Source organism: Thauera sp. (assembly GCF_035444905.1).
Classification (GTDB): domain Bacteria; phylum Pseudomonadota; class Gammaproteobacteria; order Burkholderiales; family Rhodocyclaceae; genus Thauera.
In genome coordinates, this window is record NZ_DAOMPS010000059.1 from 1 (window position 1) to 23,891 (window position 23,891).

The 23,891-nt window shown below is 63.8% G+C and carries 20 protein-coding genes; 14 read left to right on the forward strand and 6 right to left on the reverse strand.

Translation table 11 applies throughout. The features are described 5' to 3' along the window. The 12 genes from PLC66_RS19055 to PLC66_RS19110 form a co-directional block, all read left to right on the forward strand. The coding region (locus PLC66_RS19055; RefSeq protein WP_324543449.1) for a glycosyltransferase family protein at positions 1-470 on the forward strand (470 nt) is incomplete at its 5' end. A 202-nt stretch (positions 471-672) separates the two neighbouring features. Further along, positions 673-1,491: an ABC transporter permease gene (locus PLC66_RS19060; protein ID WP_324543450.1), complete on the forward strand. Its 819-nt coding sequence runs from the start codon at positions 673-675 to the stop codon at positions 1,489-1,491. Positions 1,492-1,505: 14 nt separating this feature from the next. Beyond that, complete coding sequence (locus PLC66_RS19065; RefSeq protein ID WP_324543452.1) at positions 1,506-2,744, forward strand: ABC transporter ATP-binding protein; 1,239 nt, start codon at positions 1,506-1,508, stop codon at positions 2,742-2,744. A gap of 62 nt (positions 2,745-2,806) precedes the next feature. After that, positions 2,807-4,105 carry a polysaccharide pyruvyl transferase family protein gene (locus tag PLC66_RS19070; RefSeq protein ID WP_324543454.1) on the forward strand — a complete coding sequence of 433 codons (1,299 nt, stop codon included), beginning with the start codon at positions 2,807-2,809 and terminating at the stop codon, positions 4,103-4,105. Positions 4,106-4,405: 300 nt separating this feature from the next. Beyond that, on the forward strand, positions 4,406-5,323 hold the full coding sequence (locus PLC66_RS19075) for a glycosyltransferase (RefSeq protein ID WP_324543456.1): 918 nt from the start codon (positions 4,406-4,408) through the stop codon (positions 5,321-5,323). A 29-nt stretch (positions 5,324-5,352) separates the two neighbouring features. Then, entirely contained in the window at positions 5,353-7,341 is a 1,989-nt protein-coding gene (locus tag PLC66_RS19080) for a CRTAC1 family protein (protein ID WP_324543458.1), read from the forward strand. Between the two features lie 22 nt (positions 7,342-7,363). Beyond that, complete coding sequence (locus PLC66_RS19085; protein ID WP_324543460.1) at positions 7,364-8,284, forward strand: prenyltransferase/squalene oxidase repeat-containing protein; 921 nt, start codon at positions 7,364-7,366, stop codon at positions 8,282-8,284. Then, complete coding sequence (gene wecB / locus PLC66_RS19090; RefSeq protein WP_324543462.1) at positions 8,277-9,407, forward strand: non-hydrolyzing UDP-N-acetylglucosamine 2-epimerase; 1,131 nt, start codon at positions 8,277-8,279, stop codon at positions 9,405-9,407. Before PLC66_RS19085 ends, wecB begins: the two co-directional genes overlap by 8 nt. Continuing rightward, complete coding sequence (locus PLC66_RS19095; RefSeq protein ID WP_324543464.1) at positions 9,404-10,399, forward strand: glycosyltransferase family 2 protein; 996 nt, start codon at positions 9,404-9,406, stop codon at positions 10,397-10,399. Before wecB ends, PLC66_RS19095 begins: the two co-directional genes overlap by 4 nt. Next, positions 10,396-11,322, forward strand: a complete 927-nt coding sequence (locus PLC66_RS19100; protein WP_324543466.1) for a sulfotransferase family protein — start codon at positions 10,396-10,398, stop codon at positions 11,320-11,322. Before PLC66_RS19095 ends, PLC66_RS19100 begins: the two co-directional genes overlap by 4 nt. A 48-nt stretch (positions 11,323-11,370) precedes the next feature. Next, on the forward strand, positions 11,371-12,348 hold the full coding sequence (locus PLC66_RS19105; protein WP_324543468.1) for a glycosyltransferase: 978 nt from the start codon (positions 11,371-11,373) through the stop codon (positions 12,346-12,348). A gap of 10 nt (positions 12,349-12,358) precedes the next feature. Beyond that, positions 12,359-15,490 carry a sulfatase-like hydrolase/transferase gene (locus tag PLC66_RS19110; protein ID WP_324543470.1) on the forward strand — a complete coding sequence of 1,044 codons (3,132 nt, stop codon included), beginning with the start codon at positions 12,359-12,361 and terminating at the stop codon, positions 15,488-15,490. Here the strand turns inward: PLC66_RS19110 and PLC66_RS19115 are convergent. The 5 genes from PLC66_RS19115 to PLC66_RS19135 form a co-directional block, all read right to left on the reverse strand. Continuing rightward, positions 15,475-16,266, reverse strand: a complete 792-nt coding sequence (locus tag PLC66_RS19115) for a tetratricopeptide repeat protein (RefSeq protein WP_324543472.1) — start codon at positions 16,264-16,266, stop codon at positions 15,475-15,477. The genes PLC66_RS19110 and PLC66_RS19115 overlap by 16 nt on opposite strands. Positions 16,267-16,289: 23 nt before the next feature. Continuing rightward, on the reverse strand, positions 16,290-17,435 hold the full coding sequence (locus tag PLC66_RS19120; protein WP_324543474.1) for a glycosyltransferase family 4 protein: 1,146 nt from the start codon (positions 17,433-17,435) through the stop codon (positions 16,290-16,292). Between the two features lie 75 nt (positions 17,436-17,510). Beyond that, positions 17,511-17,792, reverse strand: a complete 282-nt coding sequence (locus PLC66_RS19125) for a type II toxin-antitoxin system YafQ family toxin (protein ID WP_324543476.1) — start codon at positions 17,790-17,792, stop codon at positions 17,511-17,513. Beyond that, the gene (locus tag PLC66_RS19130; RefSeq protein WP_324543478.1) at positions 17,779-18,045 is read right to left on the reverse strand and encodes a type II toxin-antitoxin system RelB/DinJ family antitoxin; all 267 of its coding nucleotides are present in this window, start codon (positions 18,043-18,045) and stop codon (positions 17,779-17,781) included. Before PLC66_RS19130 ends, PLC66_RS19125 begins: the two co-directional genes overlap by 14 nt. Positions 18,046-18,093: 48 nt before the next feature. Continuing rightward, on the reverse strand, positions 18,094-19,329 hold the full coding sequence (locus tag PLC66_RS19135; protein WP_324543480.1) for a hypothetical protein: 1,236 nt from the start codon (positions 19,327-19,329) through the stop codon (positions 18,094-18,096). A 201-nt stretch (positions 19,330-19,530) separates the two neighbouring features. Between PLC66_RS19135 and PLC66_RS19140 the strand changes: the two genes are divergently transcribed. Next, on the forward strand, positions 19,531-21,300 hold the full coding sequence (locus tag PLC66_RS19140; RefSeq protein ID WP_324543482.1) for an asparagine synthetase B family protein: 1,770 nt from the start codon (positions 19,531-19,533) through the stop codon (positions 21,298-21,300). Between the two features lie 97 nt (positions 21,301-21,397). On the opposite strand, the gene PLC66_RS19145 is transcribed toward PLC66_RS19140, so the two are convergent. After that, complete coding sequence (locus tag PLC66_RS19145; protein WP_324543484.1) at positions 21,398-22,393, reverse strand: glycosyltransferase family 2 protein; 996 nt, start codon at positions 22,391-22,393, stop codon at positions 21,398-21,400. Between the two features lie 126 nt (positions 22,394-22,519). Here PLC66_RS19145 and PLC66_RS19150 point away from each other — a divergent pair, with 126 nt between their 5' ends. After that, on the forward strand, positions 22,520-23,725 hold the full coding sequence (locus PLC66_RS19150) for a CDP-glycerol glycerophosphotransferase family protein (protein WP_324543486.1): 1,206 nt from the start codon (positions 22,520-22,522) through the stop codon (positions 23,723-23,725). The last annotated feature ends 166 nt before the right edge of the window (positions 23,726-23,891 follow it).

The following is a 23,891-nucleotide window of genomic DNA, read 5'->3' on the forward strand; positions in this document are numbered from 1 at the left end:
CCGCCAACGAGCTCGAGCCCTTCGTCGCCGACCACTTCGGCGACACCCACACCCTAAGCGTGCCGCGCAGCACCTTTCTGGACCTGGGCGGCTACCCCACCGGCTACCGCGTGTGCGAAGACGTGTTCTTTCTGGTCCGCCTGTGCGCGCGCAGCACCCGGATCGGCGTGGTCTGCCACCCCGTCGCCGCCTATCTCATCCACGACGCCAGCGCCACGCGCCGCGACCCGCTGAGGGCCCAGGTCGACAACGTCCGCACGCTCGAGGCCATGGCCCACGCCCTGCACGCCTACCCGCCGCAGGTCGCGCGCGGCGTGCGCCAGCGTCTTGCGCAAGGGCGCATGAACCTCGCCTACGCCCTCGTGCGCAACGGTCGCCGGCTCGACGCCTGCAAGGCCGTGCTGCCCAACCTGTGGCAAGCGCCCGGCTGGGGCTCCTTGCGCGGCTTCGCCTCGATTCTGCGCGGCTGAGGCCGCGGCGATGACAATGGCAGGCCTGAATTCGGATTGAGCGTGTGATAATTCATCGCCGCCGCAGTGCAGCATCGAGACAATGGCCGGGGTCCGCCCTCGGGCAGGCGTGCGCACGACACAGGCACCGATGCGTCACCATGCTGTTACCCCGATCCTCAACAATGCTGCGCCTGTACCTCAGGACTTCAGACGAATCACGATGACCACCCTGTTCAAGGACATTTACCAGTACCGCGAGCTGATGGCCACGCTGGCGTGGAAGAACATCGCGCTGCGCTACAAGCAGGCCTATCTCGGTATCGCCTGGGCCATCATCAAGCCCGTGTCGCTGATGCTGATCTTCACCCTGGTCAAGAGCTTCGTCGGCATCGAGACGGGCGACATCCCCTACCCCATCCTCGTCTTCGCCGCGCTGATGCCCTGGACCTTCTTCCAGGAGTCCGCATCCGACGGCGTCACCAGCGTGGTCGGCAACAGTCACCTGATCCGCAAGATCTACTTTCCGCGCGAGATCTTCCCCATCACCGCGGTGCTCACCAAGCTGGTCGAGCTCGGCATAAACTTCCTGATCCTGGCCGGCCTCATGGTCTGGTACCAGATGATGCCCGGCGTCTACATGCTGTGGGTGCCGGTGATCATCGCCTACACCGTGATCGCCGCGCTCACCGTCGCCTTTGTCGGCTCGGCCATCAACGTCTATTACCGCGACGTCGGCGCCGCCCTGCCGGTGCTGCTGTCGCTGCTGATGTATGCCTCGCCGGTCATCTACCCGTTGCAACTGGTCAAGGAAAAACTCCTCGTCCAGCAGGCCGCCGGTGACTGGTCCAACGCCCTGTACACCCTGTACACCCTCAACCCCCTGGCCGGCATCATCGATGCCTTCCAGAGCGTGGTGCTGCGCAACCAGGCACCCGATGTGCAAGCCATGCTGCCGGGCCTGATCACCGTCGCCATCCTGCTGCCGCTGAGCTACCTCTACTTCAAGCGCGCCGAAAGCTACTTCGCCGACGTCATCTAGAGAGCCGCCACCCCATGCCCGCCATCGAAGTCAGCCATCTCACCAAGGAATACCGCCTGGGCGCCCTGCAGGGCCTGAAGCAGACCCTGCTCAAAACCGGCGCCCGGCTTGCCGGCCGCCCCGTACCGGAACGCCCCCTTTTCAAGGCGCTCGACGACGTCAGCTTCACCATCGAACAGGGCGAGGTCGTCGGCATCATTGGGCACAACGGGGCGGGCAAGTCGACCCTGCTCAAGACATTGGCGCGCGTGACCACCCCCAGCAGTGGCAGCGTCAAGGTCAATGGGCGTATCGCGCCGCTGATCGAGGTAGGCGCGGGCTTCGTTCCCGACTTTACCGGACGCGAGAACGTGTATCTGAATGGCGCGATCCTCGGGATGTCGCGTCAGGAGATCGATCGCAAGTTCGACGAGATCGTCGACTTCGCCGAGATGGCGGAATTCATCGACACGCCTGTCAAGCGGTATAGCTCCGGCATGCAGGTGAAACTCGCCTTCGCCGTTGCAACGAGCATCGATTCGGAGATATTGATCGTTGATGAGGTGCTGGCGGTAGGTGACTTGGCGTTTCAGCGAAAGTGTTTCGATCGGATGGAAGAGATCATTCGCCGTCAGGGTCGAACGGTCTTGCTTGTAAGTCACAACATCCGACAGGTTGCACGGATCTGCTCCAGAGTCCTCATGCTGGACCACGGACACATTGTTGCCGACGGCCCTCCAGTTGAGACCTGCGATGCATTCTATGCGAGAAGCAATAAGTCAATCGTTGCTACCGCGGCAGCCAGCCAGTTGTCTAAAACGCAAATACTCGCCTCAGGTGAAGTCACGCTTGAAAGGCTCATCCTGCTGGATCTTAACGGCTGCGAGGTAGACTCAGTCAATACCGGCGAGTCATGCACGATTCGCTGCCTATTCAACATCAAGAAGCCGTTAAGCGACATTGAGATCGTATATGGCTTTCATACAACAGACTTCGTTTACGTTTCGTCAATGCACGCGCATGAAACGAACCTTTCAGCAGGGCATGTCGCAATCGACTGCACCATCAAGTCACTACCTCTCGACCCCGGTGTCTTTGCCATGCGTATTGGGATATTCGACCGTCTGTTGACCAAGATTTTCTACGGAGAGAATCTAAAGATTTTCAATGTCTCTACGCCTAACGGATCTCACTCAAAGCGCATTCTCCCAGGCTTGGTGAGCATTCCTTCAACATGGAAAGTAAACGCTGACATCGGGCAATCGGCCCACTGACCGCGACTCGAACAGACAGATTGCCATGTGATTACGGGACGAACATAAGGGCACGTAGACCGATGCAGAAGAAATCCATCGCAGTTGTTACAGCGCCGAACATGCGCTTCGTGAACACCGGAATGACCACTGTTGAGTTAGCCGCAAAAAGATTCCTCGAAAAAGTGGAGCCTGAGGCTGCGGTCAATTTTTTCTCCATTGTCCCGCCAAACCCAAGCTCCGAGAAGCGGTGGATGATGATGGACCTTGGCGCTCCACATAGCTCCGCAAAGGGCGTGGAGAGCCTATTCAAGCACAACCCCATCTACCCCAACATCGATGAGCTCTTTGGCCATGACTTAATCCTTTACTGGGGGGACTTTCTGCAAGCGAGGCACTACATCGACGATGAGTGCGTAAACCGCACGTCCGAGATCTACGGAATCAGCACCAAGGAGTCACAAGACTTCTGTTACCTGGCCTTGCTTCAGGAAGCAGCTCCATTAGACGTTCACAGAAAATCAATCCTGTTCGGAAGCAGCCTGCTTTACAACAAAGCCAGCGACTATAAAGAGAGCCGCTACAGCTCTGCATTGCGGAGCCTGCTCACGAATTCGCAAGCGGCTCTCTTCCGAGATCCAATCTCATCAGTTCGCGCCAATCATTTGACCAAGAATTACGCACTGTCGCATCTCGGGATTGACCCAGCCTTTCTAAATGACACTGACGCGATCGCAAGACTGCCTTCCAGCAAGTGGAGCACGGACCTTCTGGATGACTCTGCTGTAGGCCTCTTTTTTGGTACACGAACAAGCGCTCCCAGCAATTTGATTTCTTTCTGTAGCGAGATTGCTGGAAAGCTGAACGCAAGCCTTGAATGGCTCCCCTGGTTTCCACTCCATGAAAAGATGCGCCAAGAGTCCACCGGCTCCCTTTCGAGTCGATTCAAGAGGTTCAACGGCCTTCGATTGCGTGACATTGAAGCACTCCTCCCACGAGGGGACTCCTATAGCCAGGGCGACCTCCTGACTGCCCTACCGAAATACAAGCTCATCATCACTGATACATATCATCTTTGCATTAATGCATGGCGAGCAGGCACACCGGCAATCTGCGTAGGCGCCGAGATGAATAATCCGAGCCAGGTCATTAAGGACTTCAAGAAGCGCGTTCTATACGAGATGTTTGATGCACAGGAGTTCTACTTCGACGTCAGCGCGATCGAACAGGAAACCGCGCGCCAGCGCACGATCGCGCGCATGTCCTCAATCGCAGTAGATACCGATTTGATCGCAAGGATCACTGAGCGCATTCAGGAGCAAACCCGCGCAGTTGAGACAATTCTTCGCGACAAGATAGAGAAAGTGCTGGCACACCCCTGAGACCGGCACCCCGCTTACGCACGAAACCCCTTGCCGACAATGCGCCTCATCCTAGCCAGCGAACGCCCACCGTACCCCCTGTTCCTCGGTGGCGCGGCCCGATCCGCCCATCAGATCCTTCACAGCATCGCGACGGACTTGGGCGGGGAGTGCTGCGCAATCGGATCCGGCGACTACGCTACAACTCCGTGGCGTTTCCCGACCGAGGAAGAGTTCGGCAGTCTGGGCGTTGTCGGAGTTGCCGGAGACGACGGTATCCGATGCGTCGGTGTGGTCGACTGTGGGTATCCAGTCAGAATCGTGGCTGATTTCGAGCGCGCACTGCGCCAGTCGATCCAAGAATTTCGTCCACAAGTTGTATGGGCACAACTTGACGGCGCAGACAGCGCGCTCCGAATTGCTCATGAGGAAGGGGTGCAGGGATTGCTTTTCATCCACGACGCGGAGTTCGACGCTAAGGAACTTCGCGCGAGTGCTGCCTTGGGTTGCCATGTCGTCGCCAGCAGCCGTTTTCTGGCCGAGAAGGCGAGCCGCTGCATCGGACGCTCCGTGCATGTCGTTTATCCGCCCGCAATCCGGTACTTCGACACCTCTGCGGCCCCTGACGGCTACGTCACGATGATCAACCCCCACCGCGTCAAGGGCATCGACACCTTTGTGGAAGTTGCGCGCCGGATGCCACAGACACGCTTCTTGCTGCTGGAATCCTGGAAGCTTGGTGATGAGGCCCTTGAAAGCCTGAAACGCCAACTTGCGAGCCTGCCCAATGTGCGCTTCGAACATCGCGTCAGCGACATGCGCAGCATTTATCGCCAAACACGCCTGCTGCTTGTGCCTTCACGCTGGGAAGAGGGCTTTGGCATGGTCGCGATCGAAGCTCAGTCGTGCGGGATCCCCGTGATCGCGAGTGCGCGGGGAGGTCTTCCGGAAGCCGTCGGCGACGGCGGGGTCCTCGTTGCGGACTACACGAACCCCGACGCATGGCTAGAGGCGATCAGGCGAGTGCTCGACAACGACGAAACCTACCGTGAGTTGGCGCACCGCGCCCGGCAACATGCCGCGTCCGATGCTTTTTCCACACAGGCGCTCGCGCGCAAGCTGCTCCAGATCTGTGCAAGCCCTCCCCCCTCCAACGGTTTGCTGGCGCGCAGCATCAACGCTGCCCGCTCGCGCATTGCACAAATGCCGCTACTTACTCGTATGCTTCGGCGTTCATGACAATCAACAAACGAAATCGAGGCAGACAGATGAGTCATGCTCTCAGGACCCTTGGCTCGGCAGGCACGCTCAAGCAGCGGATTGTCCTAGCCGCGCTGCTGGCGGCGGGCCTCTTGGCCGGGTGCTCCGACAAGCCCGTGGCGCCGCTCGGCTTCGAGGACGTGACCTCGCGCTCGGGCCTTGAGGCCTTCGTCGGCATGACTCACGGCGTAGCCTGGGGCGATGTGGATGGCGACGGTCGCCCCGACCTCTACCTGACCAATCACCTGAATCCGTCACAACTGCTGCGCAACGCGGGCGATGGGCGCTTCGAGGACGTCACGCAGCACTGGTTCAGCAGCGATTACAAGGGTGACGACAACCATGGCGCAGCCTGGGCCGACGTGGACAACGACGGCCGGCTCGACCTCGTGCAACTCACCGGCGCCAAGATGGGCGTGGGCGAGGAGCCCAAGCGCCTGTTCCTCAACCGCGGCGAGCGCTTCGCAGAGGTGGCAGAGGCACTGGGGGTGGTGAACCCCCTGGGCCGCACCCGCATGCCGCTGTGGCTCGACGTGGACGGCGACGGCCAGCTCGACCTGATCCAGGGCGCCGAAACGCGCTTCGACGATGTCGAGCCGCCCTTCACCTTCCTGCAACGCGGCAGCCGATTCGAGGAGACGCTGCAGGCGCTCGCCTTCCGTGCCCGCACCGTGCCCTACTGCATCGTCACCGAGCTCGACAACGACCACCATCCCGAGGTCGTCTGTCGGGTAGCCGGCAACAACCTGTCCGCGCAGATCTTCAGCACGCGCAGCCAACCCGGGCAGGAGCTCGACCTGTTGCCGGTTTCGGCATTCGAAGACATCGTGGCGGGCGATTTCGACAACGACGGCAACATCGATCTCTTTCTCGCTCGCCGCAACCCGCCGGGCAAGGTGGCGTTCGGGCGGCCGGCAGATGACGCGCTGATCGCGGACATCACGGTAAAGGAGGCGGAGCTCGCTCAGGCCACGGCCTTCTCCTTCCGCGCCAAGGGCAAGCTCAAGCTGGTAGTGGCGCCGATGTTGCCACGCGGCCTGATGAACCTGCAGAGCGTCCGCCTGGGCGCGCAGGCCAGGTCGCCCGAGGCGCTGGCGTTCGTGCTCGACCCGGCCGCGCCCGAGACGGCGGGCCTGCAGGCCGGCGCAGCCGAACGCCCGGAGCTGCGCATCGGCTTCGAGGCGCCCGACCGCTGGCGAGTGACGCTGGTCGGGCCCGGCGCCAGCCCGGGGGGGCGCAACCGCAATGTGCAGGTGCAACTGTCGGTCACCGCCGAGCAGGCCATCATCGACGTTAAGGCCGAAGGCGATGCCGAACGGGCCGAACACGCGCCGCAGCGCCTGTTCATGAACCGCGGCGGCAAGCTGGTCGAGGAAAGCGACAAGCGCGGCGTCAACAAGACCCCGATCGCCGCCATGAACGTGGTCGCGGCAGACTTCAACAACGACATGCTGCTCGACCTCTTCATCCTCGGCTCGGGCGACGTCGGCATGCACGACAGCCTGTTGTTGATCAACCAGGGAGACGGCGAGTTCAAGGCGCAGCCCCTCGGCGATGGGGTGACCCTGCCGCGCGCCGGCGTGGGCGACAGCGTGACGACCGCCGACTTCGACGGCGACGGCTTCATCGACCTGCTGATCGCCACCGGAGGCAGCATGGGACGCAGCCTCGGCCTGCCCTCGGACGGCGGCGGCTACAGGCTGCTGCGCAACACCGGCAATGACAATCGCTGGCTGCAGATCGACCTGGAAGGCACGCGCTCGAACCGCGACGGCATCGGCGCTCGCGTGTTCGTGACCGCCGGCGGCGTCACCCAGACCCGCGTCCAGGATGGGGGCATTCACCACCGCAGCCAGAACCACAGCCGGCTGCATTTTGGTGTGGCCAAGCAGGCCCAAGCCGAGCGCGTGGTCGTGCAATGGCCGAGCGGAGCCCGCCAGGAACTGACGAACGTCGGGACCAACCAGGTCCTGCGCATTACCGAACCCACGAACTGAGCCTGCTGCAAGGATCCTGAAGATGCTTTTTTGGCCGAAGAAGAAGCCGAGTTACGAACGTGCCATGGACTGGTGCAAGGCGAACATGGTGCCCGGGCAGGGGATCATTGTTCACACCAAGCAGAAGGTGCCCTACCCCGAAGTCACCGGCTACTACATCCCCACCCTTTATCAGTGGGGCGAAGCCGAATTGGCCCGCACCTGCACGCGCTGGCTGATGTCGATCCAGTTGCCTGACGGCGCCTTTCCGGCGCCGGACGGCACGCCCTACACCTTCGACACCGCGCAGATCATGCGCGGCCTGTGTGCCGCGATCGACGACGTCCCTGGCGCGCGCGAATCCCTGCGCCGGGCGAGCGACTGGATGCTGACCCAGGTGGCGGAAGACGGCCGATTGATGACACCATCGACCGAGCTGTGGACCGGCATCGCCAGCGACCTGATCCACACCTACGCCCTGCCGCCGCTGGCCGAGGCCGGCCGGCTGCTGAACGAGCCGAAGTACACCGAAGCCGCACGCTTCGTGCTCGAGCACTACAGGCAGCGTGAAGACCTGGTGCCCTTCAATCGGCTGACCCATTTCCATGCCTATGCGATGGAGGCGCTGTGCGAGCTGGGCGAACTGGAGCTGGCCGCACAGGGCATGGCCGATGTGGAGCGCGCCCAGCGCGCCGACGGGAGCATCCCCGCCTACCCGGACGTGAGCTGGATCTGCTCCACCGGCATGGCTCAGTACGCCATCGTCTGGTACACGCTGGGCAAGCGCGAACCGGCCGACCGCGCCATGGCTTATCTGGAGAAGATCCAGAACAAGTCGGGCGGCTTCAATGGCAGCTACGGAGAGGGCGCCAAGTACATCTCGGGGGCCGAGATCAGTTGGGCGGTCAAGTATTTCCTCGATGCCTGGCGACTCAAGCAGGCGGGAGACGACAAGCATGCTTAAGGTACTCACCGTCTTCGGCACCCGCCCCGAGGCCATCAAGATGGCGCCGCTGATCGCCGAACTCGAGCGACATCCGGGCCTGATCGACAACCGCAACTGCCTCACCGGCCAGCACAAGGACATGGTCGCGCCGCTGATCGAGCTGTTCGGCATCCGCGTCGATTACGACCTGCAGTTGATGCGCGAGAACCAGACGCTCGAGCACATCACCGTCGCGGTGCTGCAGGAGGTCGGCCGCATCCTGCGTGCCGAGTCTTTCGACCTGGTGCTGGTGCAGGGCGACACCACCACCTCGATGGCCGCCGCGCTGGCCGCCTTCTATGCCGGCGTGCGCGTGGGCCACGTGGAGGCCGGGCTGCGCACCTTCGACAAGCACAACCCGTATCCGGAAGAATCCAACCGCAAGATGATCGACGCGTTGGCCGACGTCTTCTTCCCCCACACGGACATGGCCAAGGGCCATCTGCTGAACGAGGGCATTCCGGAGGCGCAGATCGAGGTCACCGGCAACACGGTGATCGACGCCTTGCTCGACGTCTCGAACCGCCCCTACAGCTTTGCCGGCAGCGTGCTCGACACCCTGCCCTTCGATTCGAAGCGCATCGTGCTGGTCACCGCGCATCGCCGCGAGAGCTTTGGCGAGCCTTTCGAATCCCTGTGCCGCGGCCTGCGCGAGCTCGCACTCAAGTACCGCGACGAGATCGTGCTGGTGTATCCGGTGCACCGCAACCCCAATGTTCGCGCAGTGGTGAATGACGCCTTGGCAGGGCTCGACAACGTGCTGCTGATCGACCCATTGGACTACATGCCGCTGGTGCATCTGATGAAGCGCGCCTACATGGTGCTGACCGACTCCGGCGGCTTGCAGGAAGAAGCGCCCAGCCTGGGTAAGCCCGTGCTGGTGATGCGCAAGGTCACCGAGCGCCCCGAGGGCGTGGCTGCGGGCACGGTGCGGGTCATCGGCACTGATGCCGCCACCATCGTGGCCGAGGCCTCGCGCCTGCTCGACGACGCGCACGCCTACCATGCGATGGCGTCGAAGGTGAATCCCTACGGCGACGGCACCGCCAGCCAGCGCATCGTGCGCCGCATCCTCGCCGACGCGGAACGTGCCAAGCAATGAGCGCCAGCGCATCGACGGCCGCGCCGCGGGTGAGCATCGTCATGCCCACCTACAAGCGCGCGCACCTGCTGGGCGGGGCGATCGAGAACGTGCTGGCGCAGTCGTTCCGCGACTTCGAGCTGATCGTGGTCGACGACAACTCGCCCGACGACACCCCGCAGGTGGTGGCCCGCTGCGACGATCCGCGCATCCGCTACGTACGCAACGACCCCAACCTGCGCCTGCCCCGCGCGCTCAACCGCGGGTTTTCCATGGCGCGAGGGCAGTACCTGACCTGGACCTCGGACGACAACTTCTTCGCCGACACCGCGATCGAGCGCATGGTGCAGGTGCTGGATCGCGGCGAGTGCGACCTGGTGTATGCGGACTACTACATGTTTGCCGAGGTCGACGCCGCAGGCCGGCCGACCGACGCCAAGCACGACCGCCTGCCGGCCTCGCTGCAACTGGACAAGGGCAACCACATCGGCGCCTGCTTCCTATACACCCGCCGCGCCTATGAGGCGGTCGGCGACTACGACCCGGAGCTCTTCCTGGTCGAGGACTACGACTACTTCATCCGCATCGCCGCACAGTTCAAGGCGTGCCACATCGCCGAGCCGCTGTACTACTTCCGCCGAGACGACGACACCTTGTACCTGTCACGCTTTGCCGAGGTGAAGGCGTCGGACGTGCTGGTGCGCTACAAGAACGGGCTGATCGATGAGACCCAGCTCGTCGACGGGATGGTCGCGCTGCTGGCGCGTAACCCGGCCGGCCTGAAGAACCGCGCGCTTGGCAGCCTGCATGGGTTCTTGAAGAAGCGCTCGTATCGCCTGTCGCAATGGCACGAGAAACTGATGCGCGACTATCTGTCGCGGCAACTTCGGCCGCGCACGGCGGCCGTCCTGGCGCAATACAAGGCCGGGCAGCTCTCCTTTGGCCAGGCGCGTGATGCGTTGCGCGAACTGATGCAAGGCCTGGGCGCAATCGAATACCGGACGAGTCCATGAAACTGATCGACGATCTGATCACTGCCTTTCAAGGCCCGGCGCAGGCCCGCGCGGCCCATCGTCAAGCCCTGCTGCGACAGCCCAGCGTCGCCCGCGGCGTCGAAATCCTGCGCGCCCACACTCAGGCCGACGAGGGTGACACCGAATCGCCCATCTTCCTGCTGTCGGCCGGCTGGCGCTCGGGCTCGACCATGCTGCAGCGCCTGATCATGTCCGACTCTCGCGTGCTGATCTGGGGCGAGCCCTACGACGAATGCGGCACCATCCAGGCCCTCGCGGCCGGCATGAAGGCCTTCCGCGAGGGCTGGCCGCCATCGGACTATTTCTACGACGGCAGCGCACCGCAGGATCTGTCGGGCGAATGGATCGCCAACCTGTTCCCGGGGCTGCAGGATCTGCGCCGCGCGCATCGCGCCTTCTTCGACACCCTCTTCGCCGAGCCCGCCCGCCGCGCCGGCGCCGAGCGCTGGGGGATCAAGGAGGTGCGGCTGACGGCCGAGCACGCGCATTATCTGAAGTGGCTGTATCCCAAGGCGCGCTTTCTGCTGCTGTACCGCAATCCGCTCGAGGCCTATCGTTCGTACGCCCGTTATGGGCGGAGCTGGTATGACGTGTTTCCGGATCGGCCGGTGTTCACACCAACCCAGTTCGGAGCGCATTGGCGCACACTGATGGCCGGCTATGTACAGGAAGCCGGGAAGCTGGATGCCTTGCTGGTCCGTTACGAGGATCTGGTAGGCAAGACCCCGCCGCTGGACGCGCTCGACGCCTACCTCGGCACCCGAGTGGATCGAAGCGTGCTCGAAAACAAGGTGGGCAGTTCGGAACGCGGCGGCGCCAAGGTGGGTGTCAATGCGCTCGAGCACTGGCTGCTGAAGCGCACTGTCGAACCGATCGCTGCGAGCCAAGGCTATCAGCTTTGAGGCTCGAATCGCGCAAGCAGGCTTGAAACCCGGGACACAACAATGGATTTGGTCGCCACCACCAACGCGGATGGGACTTCAACCTGCGATGAGCCAGCGCGTGGATGCAGCATCATCGTATGCACCTATCAGCGCGCGAACTCGCTCCGAGAAACCCTTGCGTCGTTGAAGCAGCTGCGCATCCCGCCGAATTGGGCCGTCGAGGTGATGGTCGTCGACAACAATTCGTCGGATCACACAAGAAACGTTGTGGAGGAGCAGCGGGCCGACTGGCCTGCCTTGCGCTACGAATTCGAGCCCGCGCAGGGGCTTTCCCACGCCCGTAATCACGGCATCGCCGCGGCGCAGGGCGAGATCATTCTGTTCACCGACGATGACGTGCTGCCTGAGACCGACTGGCTGGAGCAGACCATCGCCGGGCTCGATCGGTATGATTCCGACGCCTGCGGCGGCTACATCGCGCCGATCTGGGAAGCCCCGCCCCCGGCTTGGCTGACCGAGCGCTTCTACGGTTTCCTCGCCGTGCGCACCGACCGCGAGGACGACTACCCGATCGACTCGCCGTCGCTCGCCCCTTTCGGGGCGAACATGGCTTTTCGCAAGGCGGTGTTCGACAAAGTGGGACTGTTCGACACCGAGCGCGGCCGCAAGGGCAAGGTGTTGGCGAGCGGCGAGGACGGCGAGATGTTCGAGCGCATCCTCGCTGCGGGGATGAAGGCCGTGTTCCTGGGCAAGTCGCGCGTCCGCCACAAGGTCGAGGCCTTCCGCATGACCAAGGCTTACATCAGGCGCTGGCGCCGGCAGACCAGTCGCAATCTCGCCCTCAGCAAGGGCATGCCCGGCAGCCGCAGGATCTTCAACATTCCGCTTTATCTTTTCCCGCAGTTCCTGCGAGCCGTCTGGCGCATGCTCAGTGCGCGCCTGGCGGCACCGGCGGACGAAGCCTTCAACCGCGAGATCATCGTATTCCACTTCATCGGCACGTTCGAGGGCCTGTTCAAGGCCCGCACATCGCCACGCGCATGACCCTGATGCCATGAAGACCGCCGCCGCCCATCCACGCACGCTAACCGTCCTGATCTGCACCCACAATCGTGTGGAGCTGTTGAGCCGCGTGATCCACTCGCTCAATGCTGCCCGTCTGCCCTCCGGCTGGCGAATCCGCCTGTTCGTTGTGGCCAACGCCTGTACGGACGGCACCCACGCGTTTCTGGACGATTACGCCCGCCACGGCCATCCGCTGCCGCTGCAATGGATCGCCGAGCCGACGCCGGGCAAGTCGCATGCCCTCAACAGGGCGCTGCCCATGCTCGAGGATGCGCTGGTGGCCTTCGTCGATGACGACCACCGGGTGCACGAGGACTACCTTCTGGAAGTCGCGCGCGCCGCGGAGCGCTGGCCCGAGGCCGGGCTGATCTGCGGCCGCATCCTGCCCGACTGGGATGGCAGTGAGCCGCACTGGGTGCACGAGGACGGCCCGTACCGGATCTACCCCCTGCCCGTCCCGCGCTACGATCAGGGCGACGCGCCGTTCGAGATCGACCCGGATGGGCCGATTCCGGGTGGCGGCAATCTTGCCGTGCGCCTGGAGGCGATTGCGGCCACCGGCCCCTTTGCAACCGAACTCGGGCCGACCGGCCACGATCTGGGCGGCTCGGAAGACGCGGACTGGATCCTGCGTGCGCTGCGCACCGGGGCCTGCCTGCAGTACGCGCCCGAGATGGTGCAGTACCACTATGTCGACAACGAACGCCTGACGCTGAGCTATATCGCGCGCAAGGGCTTCCAGCGCTCACGCTCGGTCACCCGAGTCCGATCGGAACACAATGCCGTACCGCGCTACATGTGGCGCAAGGTCGCAACCTACGGCGTGCAACTGGTTTGCTCGATGAGCATGCAGGCGCGCCGCTTTTATCTCGTGCGGCTCGCATCGGCGCTGGGCGAGGTCTCCGGCATCCGCGACCAGGCGCGACGCAAGCGGCAGCGCGCGGCCTTGCCCTTGCTGGCGCAGGACTGGGCGAGCTGGAGCGTGCTTGCGTTTGGCCTGGCCGCGCTCATCGTGGCCGGCGTGATCGGGCGGCAGTGGCTAGGCGAGGCCCTGCTGGCCGCCGCCGTGGTTGCACTTCCGCTCACGGTGGCGCTGCTGGCCAAGTCGGTGCGGGACTTCTCGCGCACCGGCCCGAAGCTGCAGGACGAGATCGTGCAGCGCTACAGCGGCTATGTGATCTATGCGCTCGGCCGCCTCGCCTTGTTCGCGTTCGTGATCGCCACCTTTCTGGGCTTTCCCGGCGGCATGCTCTGGCTTGCCGCAAGCGACACGCTCGGCCTCGACTCGCCCGCCTGGGGGACGGCCCTGGGCGCGGCCCTGAGCCTTGCGCTGGCAACCGTCTATACCGCCTGCCGCGCGCTGGCGCTGAACCCGGGCCTCATCATCGCCTCATGGTCGTACCGCACCGCCCGCGTGCACCGGCTGTGGCGCGCCTTGTCGCCCCGCGGCCTGAACCTGATCGCCGGCGCGCTCGTGGCGGGCGCGTCGCTGATGGTGCTGACGCTAGCGGCGCTGCGCGCGCGCGAAGGCGCTCTTGCCGAAGCGCTCGCCCTTGTGTTGGCCAGCCTCGGCTACCTGAGCCTGGTGGTGTTCGCGATCCGCGAGCCGGTGGCGAGCGCACACCCACGGGCGCGTCCGGGGCGTCCGAACCTGCTGATGATCGGCAGCGACACACTGCGAGCGGACCGCATCGGCGCGATCCGCAACGGCACGTCACTGACCCCGAACATCGATCAGTTTGCCGCCCTCGGCACCCGATTCACGAGTTGCTATGTGCCTTGCGCACGCACCGCACCCAGCCTGATCTCGATGCTCACCGGCACCTGGCCCCACCATCACGGCGTGCGCGACAACTTTGTTGCCGACGCCGACAAGGCGCTTGCGTGCCCCACCCTGCCCAAGGTGCTGCGCCAGTTGGGTTATCGCAATGCGGCGGTGTCGGACTGGTGCGGGGCCGACCTGGGCAAGTTCGACTTCGGCTTCGACATACTCGACTTGCCCGAAGACCAATGGAACCTGAAGTACCTGATCCGCCAGGGGCCCAAGGACATCCGGCTGTTTCTTTCGCTGTTCCTGCACAACCGCATTGGCCGCCTGTTGCTGCCCGAGCTGTACTATCTGGGAGGTGTGCCGCTCACGAGCCAGCTCGGCCAGCGCGGACGGCACATGGTGTCCCGCCTGGCGGCGAGGGGCGAGCCCTTCTTCCTGAATCTGTTCTACTCCACCACCCACCCGCCCTTCGCCTCCGAGTACCCCTACTACGTGCGCTATGCCGAGCCCGGTTACAAGGGCGAATCCAAATTCGCGATGGCGCGGCTGACCGAACCCTTCGAGATCATCCGTCGCCAGGGGGAGCCGCGCGAAGAATTCGATCTCGACCAGATCCTCGCGCTGTACGACGGGTGCGTCGCGCAGTTCGACGACGAGGTCGGCAGAATGATCCGACATCTGGACGCCAGCGGGCTGCTGCAGGACACGCTGGTGGTGCTGTACAGCGATCACGGCATGGAGTTTTTCGAGCATGGCACCTGGGGCCAGGGCAATTCGGCGCTGGGCGACTTCAGCGCACGCGTGCCCCTGATCATGGCGGGGCCGCACGTACCGGCCGGGCAACGCGTCGATCAGGTCGTGCGCACGGTGGACCTGATGCCGACACTGCTCGACCTGCTCGATGCCCCCTCGGTGAAATGCGATGGCCGCTCGCTACGGCCTGCCATCGATGACCCGCGGCACGACCTGCAGTTGAACGCCTTCAACGAGACCGGGATCTGGGTGGCGAATGTGCCCGGCCTGCCCGAGGGGCACCTGAGCTACCCCGACCTGCTGCAGCTGCTGGACGTGCCCGATGACAGCACCGGCACTTTGTCGGTCAAGGACGTCTACCGGGAGCCCACGCTACGCGCCAAGGACCGCATGATGCGCGATGGCCGCTGGAAGCTGGTTTATCAGCCGCTGGAGAATGGAGTGCGCCTCTCGCTTTACGACGTGATCAACGACCCGGGTTGCACCATCAACCTCGCTGCCCAGCATGCGGACGTGGTGGCACGCCTCTACCCCGAACTACTGGCCTGGATGCGCAGCGACGGCGCCCTGCCCGTCGCGGATCACTGCCCGGTCTGAAAAGACTCGCGCCACCGCTGCTGGATCTCGTCGGGCGGACAGAAGCGGCAGCCTCGCTCGACGGTGGGATCGGCGTTCGTCTGCTGCGACTCGGCCGACACAGGCTCTGCTGCAACTGCTTCGGTTTGTGGCGCGTTCGCCTGCGCTGCGGATCCCGAGGAACTTGGAGTTGCAGTGGCAGGAGATTCGGCCTTTACGACCGGTTCCGGGAAGGGCTTCTTGCCGCCGTTGTCGAGATAGGCCTTTTGCAGCCGTTTGGATTCCGGCAGGTACTTCAGCCCCTCGGTGGCTGTTTCAAGCGCCGCACTGCGTGTACCCATGCCGACCTGAAGCTCGATCAGGCTGACATAGGCCGCTTCGAAGCCGCGATTGAATGCGATCGCCGCGTGCAGTTGCGACTGCGCCTCAGCAGTCTCCCCGAGTTGCATATGAACGCGTGCCAGTTCCACATAGACCTGAGGACGAAACCAGAGGTCTGGCGTAGTGTGGCTGATGACATACCTATACTCGCCCTTGGCGTTATTCAGGTAGAAGCGACGGTCCTTGGGGTAGGTGCGGGCCCGATTGACAAACTTTAAGCCCTCGCAATAGTGGTGCATCTGCCCCCAGTTGTGAGCGCCGAACTGCGCGACATAGTTCGAGGGATTGTTGCCTTTCATCTTTGCCATGCAGAGAGGGGGCAGCGCTGCGAGCTCAGCATCGGTCATGCCGTACGGCAACACCGCAGCCGCCTTAAGCGGTAAGAGAAGCGACACGGCCAGTAGGAGTCGTTTCATGGGAGACGTCACTAAAAAGGGCATCAACGAATCTGCAAGCCTTGCGTTCTCAGGGCAACCGCACCCCAACTGAGCGACTGGGTGACACGATCCAGCGCCGCAGAAGCATAGCGCTGGTCATGCACGGGATCATCGAGGACAGCAAGCAAGGCGCAGCGTAAGCCTTCGACCGACTCGCCGTCCACCTGCAAGCCGGTCACCCCATCCAGCACGGCCGAACCGGTCCCCCCGGCTCGCCCAGCGATTGCCGTCTTACCGCAAGCAGCGGCTTCAAGAAAGACGATGCCGAAACCCTCGGTATCACCGTCGATCTCACGATTCGCCAGCACGAAGACGTCGCAAGCGTTGTACCAGCGCGGCAGGTCCTGCATAGCCACATGGCCCAGACGGTGCACCCGCCCTGCCACACCAGTGCTCTCCGCGAGCTCTCCAAGATAGGCCTCATCCTCGCCAATGCCGATGATGGCGTAATGCACGTCCAGGCCCGACTCGAGCAACGAGGGCAGGCAGCGGATCACGGTATCGAAGCCCTTGCGCCGGCTGAGCCGCCCGACGGACAGGATCAGTTTGGCGCCTGTCGCCAGCCCAAGGCTGTCGCGAAGGTCCTGAAACGGCAGTCCCGGCCGGAAACGCTCGGTGTCCACGCCGGGATGGATGATCTCGATGCGCTCCGGCGCGACACCCATGCCTAGCAGCGTGTCACGTGTGAAGTCGCTGTTCGCAATTACCTTGTCCGCATGGCGCAGCGCAAAGCACATCGCCTTGTACTTGTTTCCCCTGCCCCAGCCGGTGAGCTCCTCGCCATGCGCGTAGATCACCACCGGCCGGAAGGTGAGCCGGGCGACCAGCCAGGCCACCAGCCCTTCGGGCAACGCGCGGCCGGCGTGGATGGCGTCGAAGCGGTTCGTCAGCGCCAGCCATAGCGAAGTGAAGAAGAACTTCGCATACATCAGCAGCGACTCCGGCTTGAGCCAGGGCACGCGCTTGAGCGACAGGCGATGGATGGCGTTGGGGTGGTCGCGGTCGTACTCGGCCGCCCCCGGCACATCAGCGGTGACGATGTGGATCTCCTTGCCGCCCAGGCGGCGGTAGACCTCGTCGAACCAGACGGCCGTCCCGCCCTTGGTCGGCAGGAAGAGTTCGGTGAGGACCAGGTAGCGTTTGGACATGATCTTGTTGCAGACAAACACAGTTAGTGCAGTGAAATGGTGAGCTAGCTTCAGCCGGAACCGCAGAAAAGTTCGTCAGCCGAAAAGCTCGCTGTGGGAGCCCAATCGCGCCAGCCGCAGAAAGCCGGAGTCCGACTTGCGATAAATAAGCAGCAGGTCGGGCTTGATGTGGCATTCCCGGTAGCCGGCCCAGTCGCCAGAAAGGTCGTGATCTCGGTAGCGCACATCAAGGGGCTGGTCGGTCGCGAGCGCGACCAGCACCGGTTTGAGAACCTCATCGAGCGTAGCGCGATGCTGGCCCTTGGCCTCTCGCTTGTAGTCGCGCTTGAACGCGGAGGATCGGTCAATCGTCCGCATGCAGATCCGTCATCAGGTCGTCAACGCTGGCAAACTTCTTGCCTTTGCCCGCCTCAAGTTCGGCAATCGCCTTCTTCGTGGCGAGATTGGGCGCCTTCACTTCGAAGGGAAGCCTGCGTTCGTCGGCGATGCGCAACATCAGCAGACGAATAGCGTCGGAAATAGACAGCCCCATTGCCTCGAGCGCACGGGCAGCGCGCTCCTTGGTGTCGGTGTCGATGCGAGCGCGGACATAGGTATCGGCGGTGCTCATGGCGACTCTCCGTGAATGGTTAAGGCCTTCAGTGTAGTCGCCATGTGACTACAAAACAAGGTCGCGCCAAGCAAGCTTGACTGACGTCAGGAGGCGGATAATTAGCCGTATCAGGACGCGCAGACCGCTGAGCTTCAGCACGCGAGACAACTCCGGCGTCACGAGCAGGCGGCTCAGAAAGCAGGTAAGTCGCGGAAGAAAGCGAGCGCATATGAGCGACGAGCCGGCGCCGCGAAAGGTGTCGACGAGCGCTGCAGTGTTCAGGAAACATACGTCCGGATACTGCCGCACAATCCCCTGAAACGTGCGGACAAGCTCGGCCAACGCCTGCTGGGCGGAGTCAGCCGAGGCAATGAAGCTCTCTCGATGGGTCTCTATCAGCACCGGCCTGCCAAGCGCAGTGCGCTCGGCCACCCCCCGCCACACATGTTCCGCGCGGTGGCCACGGATGGGCTCGAAATACACGTCTCGCACCACGTACCGGACACCCCCTTTCCCATCCTCGCCATTGAGGATTCGTCGGCTGCCCGGCATAAGCCCACCGGCTGCGTCACGCCCATCGAACCGTCGACCGCAGGTGACAACACACTGCACACCGTCGGCAGCCCAGACTTGCTCGATCGCGTCATCCCAGACGAAGGTGTTGGGCACCGCGACACTCGGGCGTTGGCCAAAAATTCGCAGGAACGCATCGCCCTCTTCCTTCACGACCGCCTCCACGTCACGCGCTGCCAATGGGCGGCTGGGCAGCGTCGCCGTATCGACCCAGCGGCTTTGCAATGCCGAGGGCAAGGCCTCGCTGCGTGCGTCCGGGTCCGCCAACCAGCGGCGCAGATCGACGTCCTCGCGCGCACGGCTTAGCAAGGAATCAGGCCAGCAATGCTCCAGACCGTGGCGCTGCAGGGCAAAGACGCCGGTGGCGCAGCCGTCGCGCATGGCCTGGACGATCGGCATATAGCGCGCTTCGTCCAGCGTGCTGCGTCGATAGCTGCGGCATTCGGTCGCGAGGATCGCCGCGCCATCGGGTCGCCCCAGCACCACACCGAGCGTCATCACCGCGGGATGCCCGTCGCGGTCACGAAACTCCATCAGCTTTTCTGCGATGCGCTGCAACATGGCGCCATCAGACTCCGGCCCAGGCCCCCAGTCGTCGCTCTCGATGATGACGACGGGGCGCGTCAGAACGGGCTCTCGCCACAACGCTCGCAAGGCACTCGCGTGCCGTGCCAGCAACGCAATCGTGAAAGCCAGCCAGGCCAGCAGGATCAAGGCGAATGCGCTCACGGTGCGCTCGGTCCGGCGCTGCGACGGGCGAGCGTTCTGGCGGAGCGCGTGACGGGCTGGACACTAGGCGTGGGAGACATGGGCTAACATGACGGCCGATTCGATGACTACCGGCATTCTAGAGCGATGACATCACGACGAGTACTTTGCGGTTGGGTTAACTTCGACGGACGTGTTGCATCGCACGATGCCCTGCAGGCCATGCTCGCGGCGGAGGGCCTGTCGCCCGCCGACATGCAGGTGCAGGCGACCGATGCCGGCATGCTGGCGACCAGCCACCCGGCCTGCTCGACGGCCACCGACCTGAGCGCGGGCTGCCTGGCGGCGGTGCTCGGACGCCCCCGCTGGCCCGATGCAGCGCTCGCTGCTCGCGCTCAGGCCGAGGGCGCGGCTGCCGCCGTGCTGGCGGCCTGGCGCGAGCGTGGTGAAGCGGCGCTGGAGGCCATGCAGGGCAATTTTGCGCTGGTGCTGATCGACACCCGCCAGCGCCGCGTAATGCTCGCGGTGGATCGCACCGGCACCGAGCGCCTGTGCTTTGCCCAGGTGGGCGCGACCCTGGTCTTTTCCACCAGCGCGCGCGCGGTCGCACGGCACCCGCTGGTATCGGCGCCGGTCAACCAGCAGGCGCTGTACGAATACCTGTACTGCCACATGGTGCCCAGCCCCGACACCGCCTTTGCCGGCATCGCCAAGCTGCTGCCCGCCGAATCCGCCACCTTCAATGGACAGGGCCTTTCGCGACGCTTTTACTGGCAACTGGCCTACGACACCCGCGGGGACGGCGACGACGCGGCCCTGCGCCAGCGCTTTCTCGACCTCACCGAGCAGGCGGTGGCGCGCCAGACTGACGATGTGCGCCCAACCGGCGCCTTCCTGTCGGGCGGCACGGACAGTTCCACCGTCAGCGGCATGCTGGGCAAGGTGAGCGGCAAGCCGGCCGCGACCTTCTCGATCGGTTTCGACGCGCAGGGCTTCGACGAGCTGGAATACGCGCGCATCACGTCGCGCCACTTCGGCACCACGCCGCACGAGTACTACGTGACGGCGGACGACGTGGTCGAGGCGATGCCGCTGATCGCCGCGGCTTATGACGAACCCTTCGGCAACGCCTCGGCCGCCCCCACCTATTTTTGCGCCCGCATGGCACGCGAGCACGGCATCGAGGTGGTGCTGGCCGGCGACGGCGGCGACGAGTTCTTCGGTGGCAACGAACGCTATGCCAAGCAGGGCGTGTTCGAGCACTACCACCGCGTGCCGGGCATCTTTCGCAAGCTGATGGAGCCGGTGGTGATGAACTTCCCGCTCGGCGCCTCGATCATGCCCGTGCGCAAGGCGCGCAGCTACATCCAGCAGGCGCGGGTGCCGCTGCCCGATCGGATGGAGACCTACAACTTCCTGCACCGCAGCCCACTGCAGGACATCTTCGAGCCCGAATTCCTCGCCGCGGTCGATACCGAGCGCCCGCTGGAGCTGGCGCGCGAGGCCTATTTCCGCTGCGCGTCGTCAGAGCCGATCGAGCGCATGATGCACCTCGACCACAAGATCACCCTGGCGGACAACGACCTGCGCAAGGTCACGCGGATGTGCGAGGCGGCCGGGGTCGAGGTTCGCTTCCCTTTCCTCGACGACGATCTGGTGGCCTTCTCCGGGCAATTGAAGCCGGAGCAGAAGGTGCACAAGGGCCGCCTGCGCGTGCTGTTCAAGGATGCGCTGCGCGGCTTTTTGCCGAACGAGACGATCACAAAGAGCAAGCACGGCTTTGGCCTGCCCTTCGGGCTGTGGCTCAACGAGCACGCGCCGCTAAAGGCGCTGGCCGAGGACGCGCTTGGCAGTCTGGGTAAGCGCGGCATTGTCAAGCCCGAATACCTGGCCTACCTGCGCCGCGAACACGCCACCGTGCACGCGAGCTACTTCGGCGTGATGATCTGGGTGCTGGTGGAACTGGAGCTGTGGATACGGCGGAATGCGTGAATGCATGTCCCGCCGCAGATCGCAGCGACTGACTCATGGCTGAGCTGATGCTCGTCATCGTCAGCCGCACGATCTGCCTAGTTCGGGACCTCTCGACTCAGGGCAGGAACGTACGGATCAAGGTCTTCAGGTGTTTTGGGGTTGGACTCAGCTGCACAGCCCTTGCCGCATGCTCACGTGCAGCACGGCGATTGTCGCGAGTGAAGAAGTGATAGGCCGCGTCCGAATGGATGATCGCGAGGCTCTGCCTTGCCTTCCACCTCCAGAAGGAGAGTTCCGGTAATTTCGAGGCGCGCACAAGCTGCGTCTTGATCGAAATATTCTGCTGCAGGTGCCGCTCACTGTTCTCGGGCCGCGAAGACGTTCCCTGACCTTCACAACGCGCAAGATAGCAAGGCGCATCGAGCAGGGCCGTCCGCTTGCAGATTGCGGCGGCGTAGAGCGCCCATTCGGAATCGCGCAACTGCCCGGTGATCATCTTCTTCACCTGCGCAATCTCGGTGACAGGGTTCGACAGCTGGTAGGCCCGCCAACGCAGCCGTGAGACCTTTTCCCAGATCTGCCTGGAGACCATGACGTGCTGGAACGCGGCAGGGACCGCCTTCAGCATGGCGCTCATGAGCCGGTTGTCGAATTTAACCAGAGTCGGCGCCAGCCGCTCGCCCGACGCCCTGTCCACCACCTTGGCGACTGCGTCGCCCTGCACGCTGTTGAAGTACCCGGCATGCGCTCCAAATCCATGAGCACCGAGGAAGACGAGTTCGATGGACGAGTCGCCCTCAAGCACGCGAGCTGCGTCCGCGAGCGTGTTCGGCGCAAGGAGATCGTCGTCGTCGAGATGAACGACATATTTGCCGTCGGCTTCCTCGACTCCCAGATTCCGGGCGTAGGCGAGCCCCATTGACAGATCGTTCCGCAAGACGCGCACGTGGGCTCCGAATTCGGTTCGCAGCGCGCGCGCATCGACCGGCGGATTGGAGCCATCATCGACGACCAGGATCTCGCTCGGCGGCAGACTCTGGCCGACCAGGCTGGAAACGGCCTCGCGCAGCAACGCAGGCCGGTTCAGAGTGGGAACGACGGCAGAGATCATGACGCGCACGCCCATCGGGAAAACAGCGCCGAGCGTACGTAACGCGTGTTATGGGGCCGTGACACTTTTATGCCGTATTCGTTACAGTAGCGACGACACCCGACCACCGCCCCGGAGCGCCCGAGCATGAGCATTCGACAAGATGTGCTGAGCGCCTTTCGACGGGCCGACGACTGGATCTTCGAGCGTTGTGGAAGGCCTCGGGTCTTGTTTGTCGCTTCGGATGGCAACGGCTTCGGATGCCAGTCACCGGTGATACGGGCGTTACGCGCGACCGGCAGGACGACGGTGCACGTGGTCGCGCAGGACAACCGGCGCAGCCGCCACTTTGTGTTCAACACGGAAGCCGACCGAACGCTGTTCGAGGCGCTGCGGATGGATGCACGGCTCGCGTCGCTGCGAAAGTGGCACCTGGTCGTCTACTCGCACCTTTGCAGCTTTTATCCACGGCGCAACGCGCTGCTGGCCTACATGCACCACGGCCCGGGATTCGGAAGCGGCGGCGGCCATCATGCGGTCACCCGCTGCGACCTGTATTTCGGCCTCTCCGAGGCGGAATTCTCGTACCTGGATGACCGGCTCCCGGGCGTACTCGGCGTGAGCAAGGCCTATTTCCCGGTCGGCTTTCCCAAGGTGGATTCGCTGGTGCGGGGAGAGTTCGACCGCGGCGCCGTTCGCGATCGCTTCAGGCTGGGGGCGGAGAAGACCGTCCTGATTGCCTCGAGTTGGAAATCCGGAGGCCTGGTTCGCGCGCTGGATGCGGGCCCGTTCGAAGCACTCGCCCAAGCCTTCCCCAACTGGAACGTGGTGCAGAACGGACATCCGTGGCTGTGGCAGCGACGCAGCGATGTCGACCCGGCATGGCAGGATCAAGTCATGCGTCGAATGCGGGAGGTCGAACAGCGGTACCCGAATGCCCGTTTTCTTCCAAATGTCCCCGCCGAGGAGTTGGCAGCGGTGTCAGACCTCCTCGTCGCCGACCGGACCTCGGTGGTCACCACCTTTGCCTTACTGGATCGCCCGATCGTGCTGTTCGACAATCCTGAGCTTCCGGACTACTCACGGCGCGCGGCGCTGCCGTATCTGCAAGCGGCCGAGGTATTCCGGCACCCGGACGCGCTGATCGAAGCGTGCCACACTGCGATGGCGAATCCGCAGGACAAGCGGCTGGAACGGCAGAAACTTAGCGAAATGTTCTATGCCAACCCCGGCTCAGCCGCGCAGGAGATGGCACACGCCATCGAGGACCTGGGCCGCGTGTGCAGTACTCAATCCACCGGCTGGCCTCGGGTCATGTCGCTGAGCCAGCGCACGAGGACCTCTGCAACTTAGCGGGCCGAGAACTCTCCGCGTCCGCGCAGCGGTCTTGCCCCTGCGGCCCCGTCCGGGGTGTCGGCCCGCATGACTGCGCCACGGCCACGCAGTGCATCCAGTTCCTTCTGTACCAGCATCTTGGTGATCACGATGATCGCGATCAGGTGGTAGAAGAGGTCGAAGT

Excerpts from the sequence above, each read along its gene's own strand:
- PLC66_RS19110 (WP_324543470.1), top strand. The coding sequence starts at position 12,359 with ATGAAGACCGCCGCCGCCCATCCACGCACGCTAACCGTCCTGATCTGC.
- PLC66_RS19085 (WP_324543460.1), top strand. The coding sequence starts at position 7,364 with ATGCTTTTTTGGCCGAAGAAGAAGCCGAGTTACGAACGTGCCATGGAC.
- PLC66_RS19100 (WP_324543466.1), top strand. The coding sequence starts at position 10,396 with ATGAAACTGATCGACGATCTGATCACTGCCTTTCAAGGCCCGGCGCAG.
- PLC66_RS19115 (WP_324543472.1), bottom strand. The coding sequence starts at position 16,266 with ATGAAACGACTCCTACTGGCCGTGTCGCTTCTCTTACCGCTTAAGGCG.
- PLC66_RS19080 (WP_324543458.1), top strand. The coding sequence starts at position 5,353 with ATGAGTCATGCTCTCAGGACCCTTGGCTCGGCAGGCACGCTCAAGCAG.
- PLC66_RS19140 (WP_324543482.1), top strand. The coding sequence starts at position 19,531 with ATGCTCGCGGCGGAGGGCCTGTCGCCCGCCGACATGCAGGTGCAGGCG.
- PLC66_RS19125 (WP_324543476.1), bottom strand. The coding sequence starts at position 17,792 with ATGCGGACGATTGACCGATCCTCCGCGTTCAAGCGCGACTACAAGCGA.
- PLC66_RS19070 (WP_324543454.1), top strand. The coding sequence starts at position 2,807 with ATGCAGAAGAAATCCATCGCAGTTGTTACAGCGCCGAACATGCGCTTC.
- PLC66_RS19065 (WP_324543452.1), top strand. The coding sequence starts at position 1,506 with ATGCCCGCCATCGAAGTCAGCCATCTCACCAAGGAATACCGCCTGGGC.
- PLC66_RS19120 (WP_324543474.1), bottom strand. The coding sequence starts at position 17,435 with ATGTCCAAACGCTACCTGGTCCTCACCGAACTCTTCCTGCCGACCAAG.
- PLC66_RS19130 (WP_324543478.1), bottom strand. The coding sequence starts at position 18,045 with ATGAGCACCGCCGATACCTATGTCCGCGCTCGCATCGACACCGACACC.
- PLC66_RS19150 (WP_324543486.1), top strand. The coding sequence starts at position 22,520 with ATGAGCATTCGACAAGATGTGCTGAGCGCCTTTCGACGGGCCGACGAC.
- PLC66_RS19145 (WP_324543484.1), bottom strand. The coding sequence starts at position 22,393 with ATGATCTCTGCCGTCGTTCCCACTCTGAACCGGCCTGCGTTGCTGCGC.
- PLC66_RS19095 (WP_324543464.1), top strand. The coding sequence starts at position 9,404 with ATGAGCGCCAGCGCATCGACGGCCGCGCCGCGGGTGAGCATCGTCATG.
- wecB (WP_324543462.1), top strand. The coding sequence starts at position 8,277 with ATGCTTAAGGTACTCACCGTCTTCGGCACCCGCCCCGAGGCCATCAAG.
- PLC66_RS19060 (WP_324543450.1), top strand. The coding sequence starts at position 673 with ATGACCACCCTGTTCAAGGACATTTACCAGTACCGCGAGCTGATGGCC.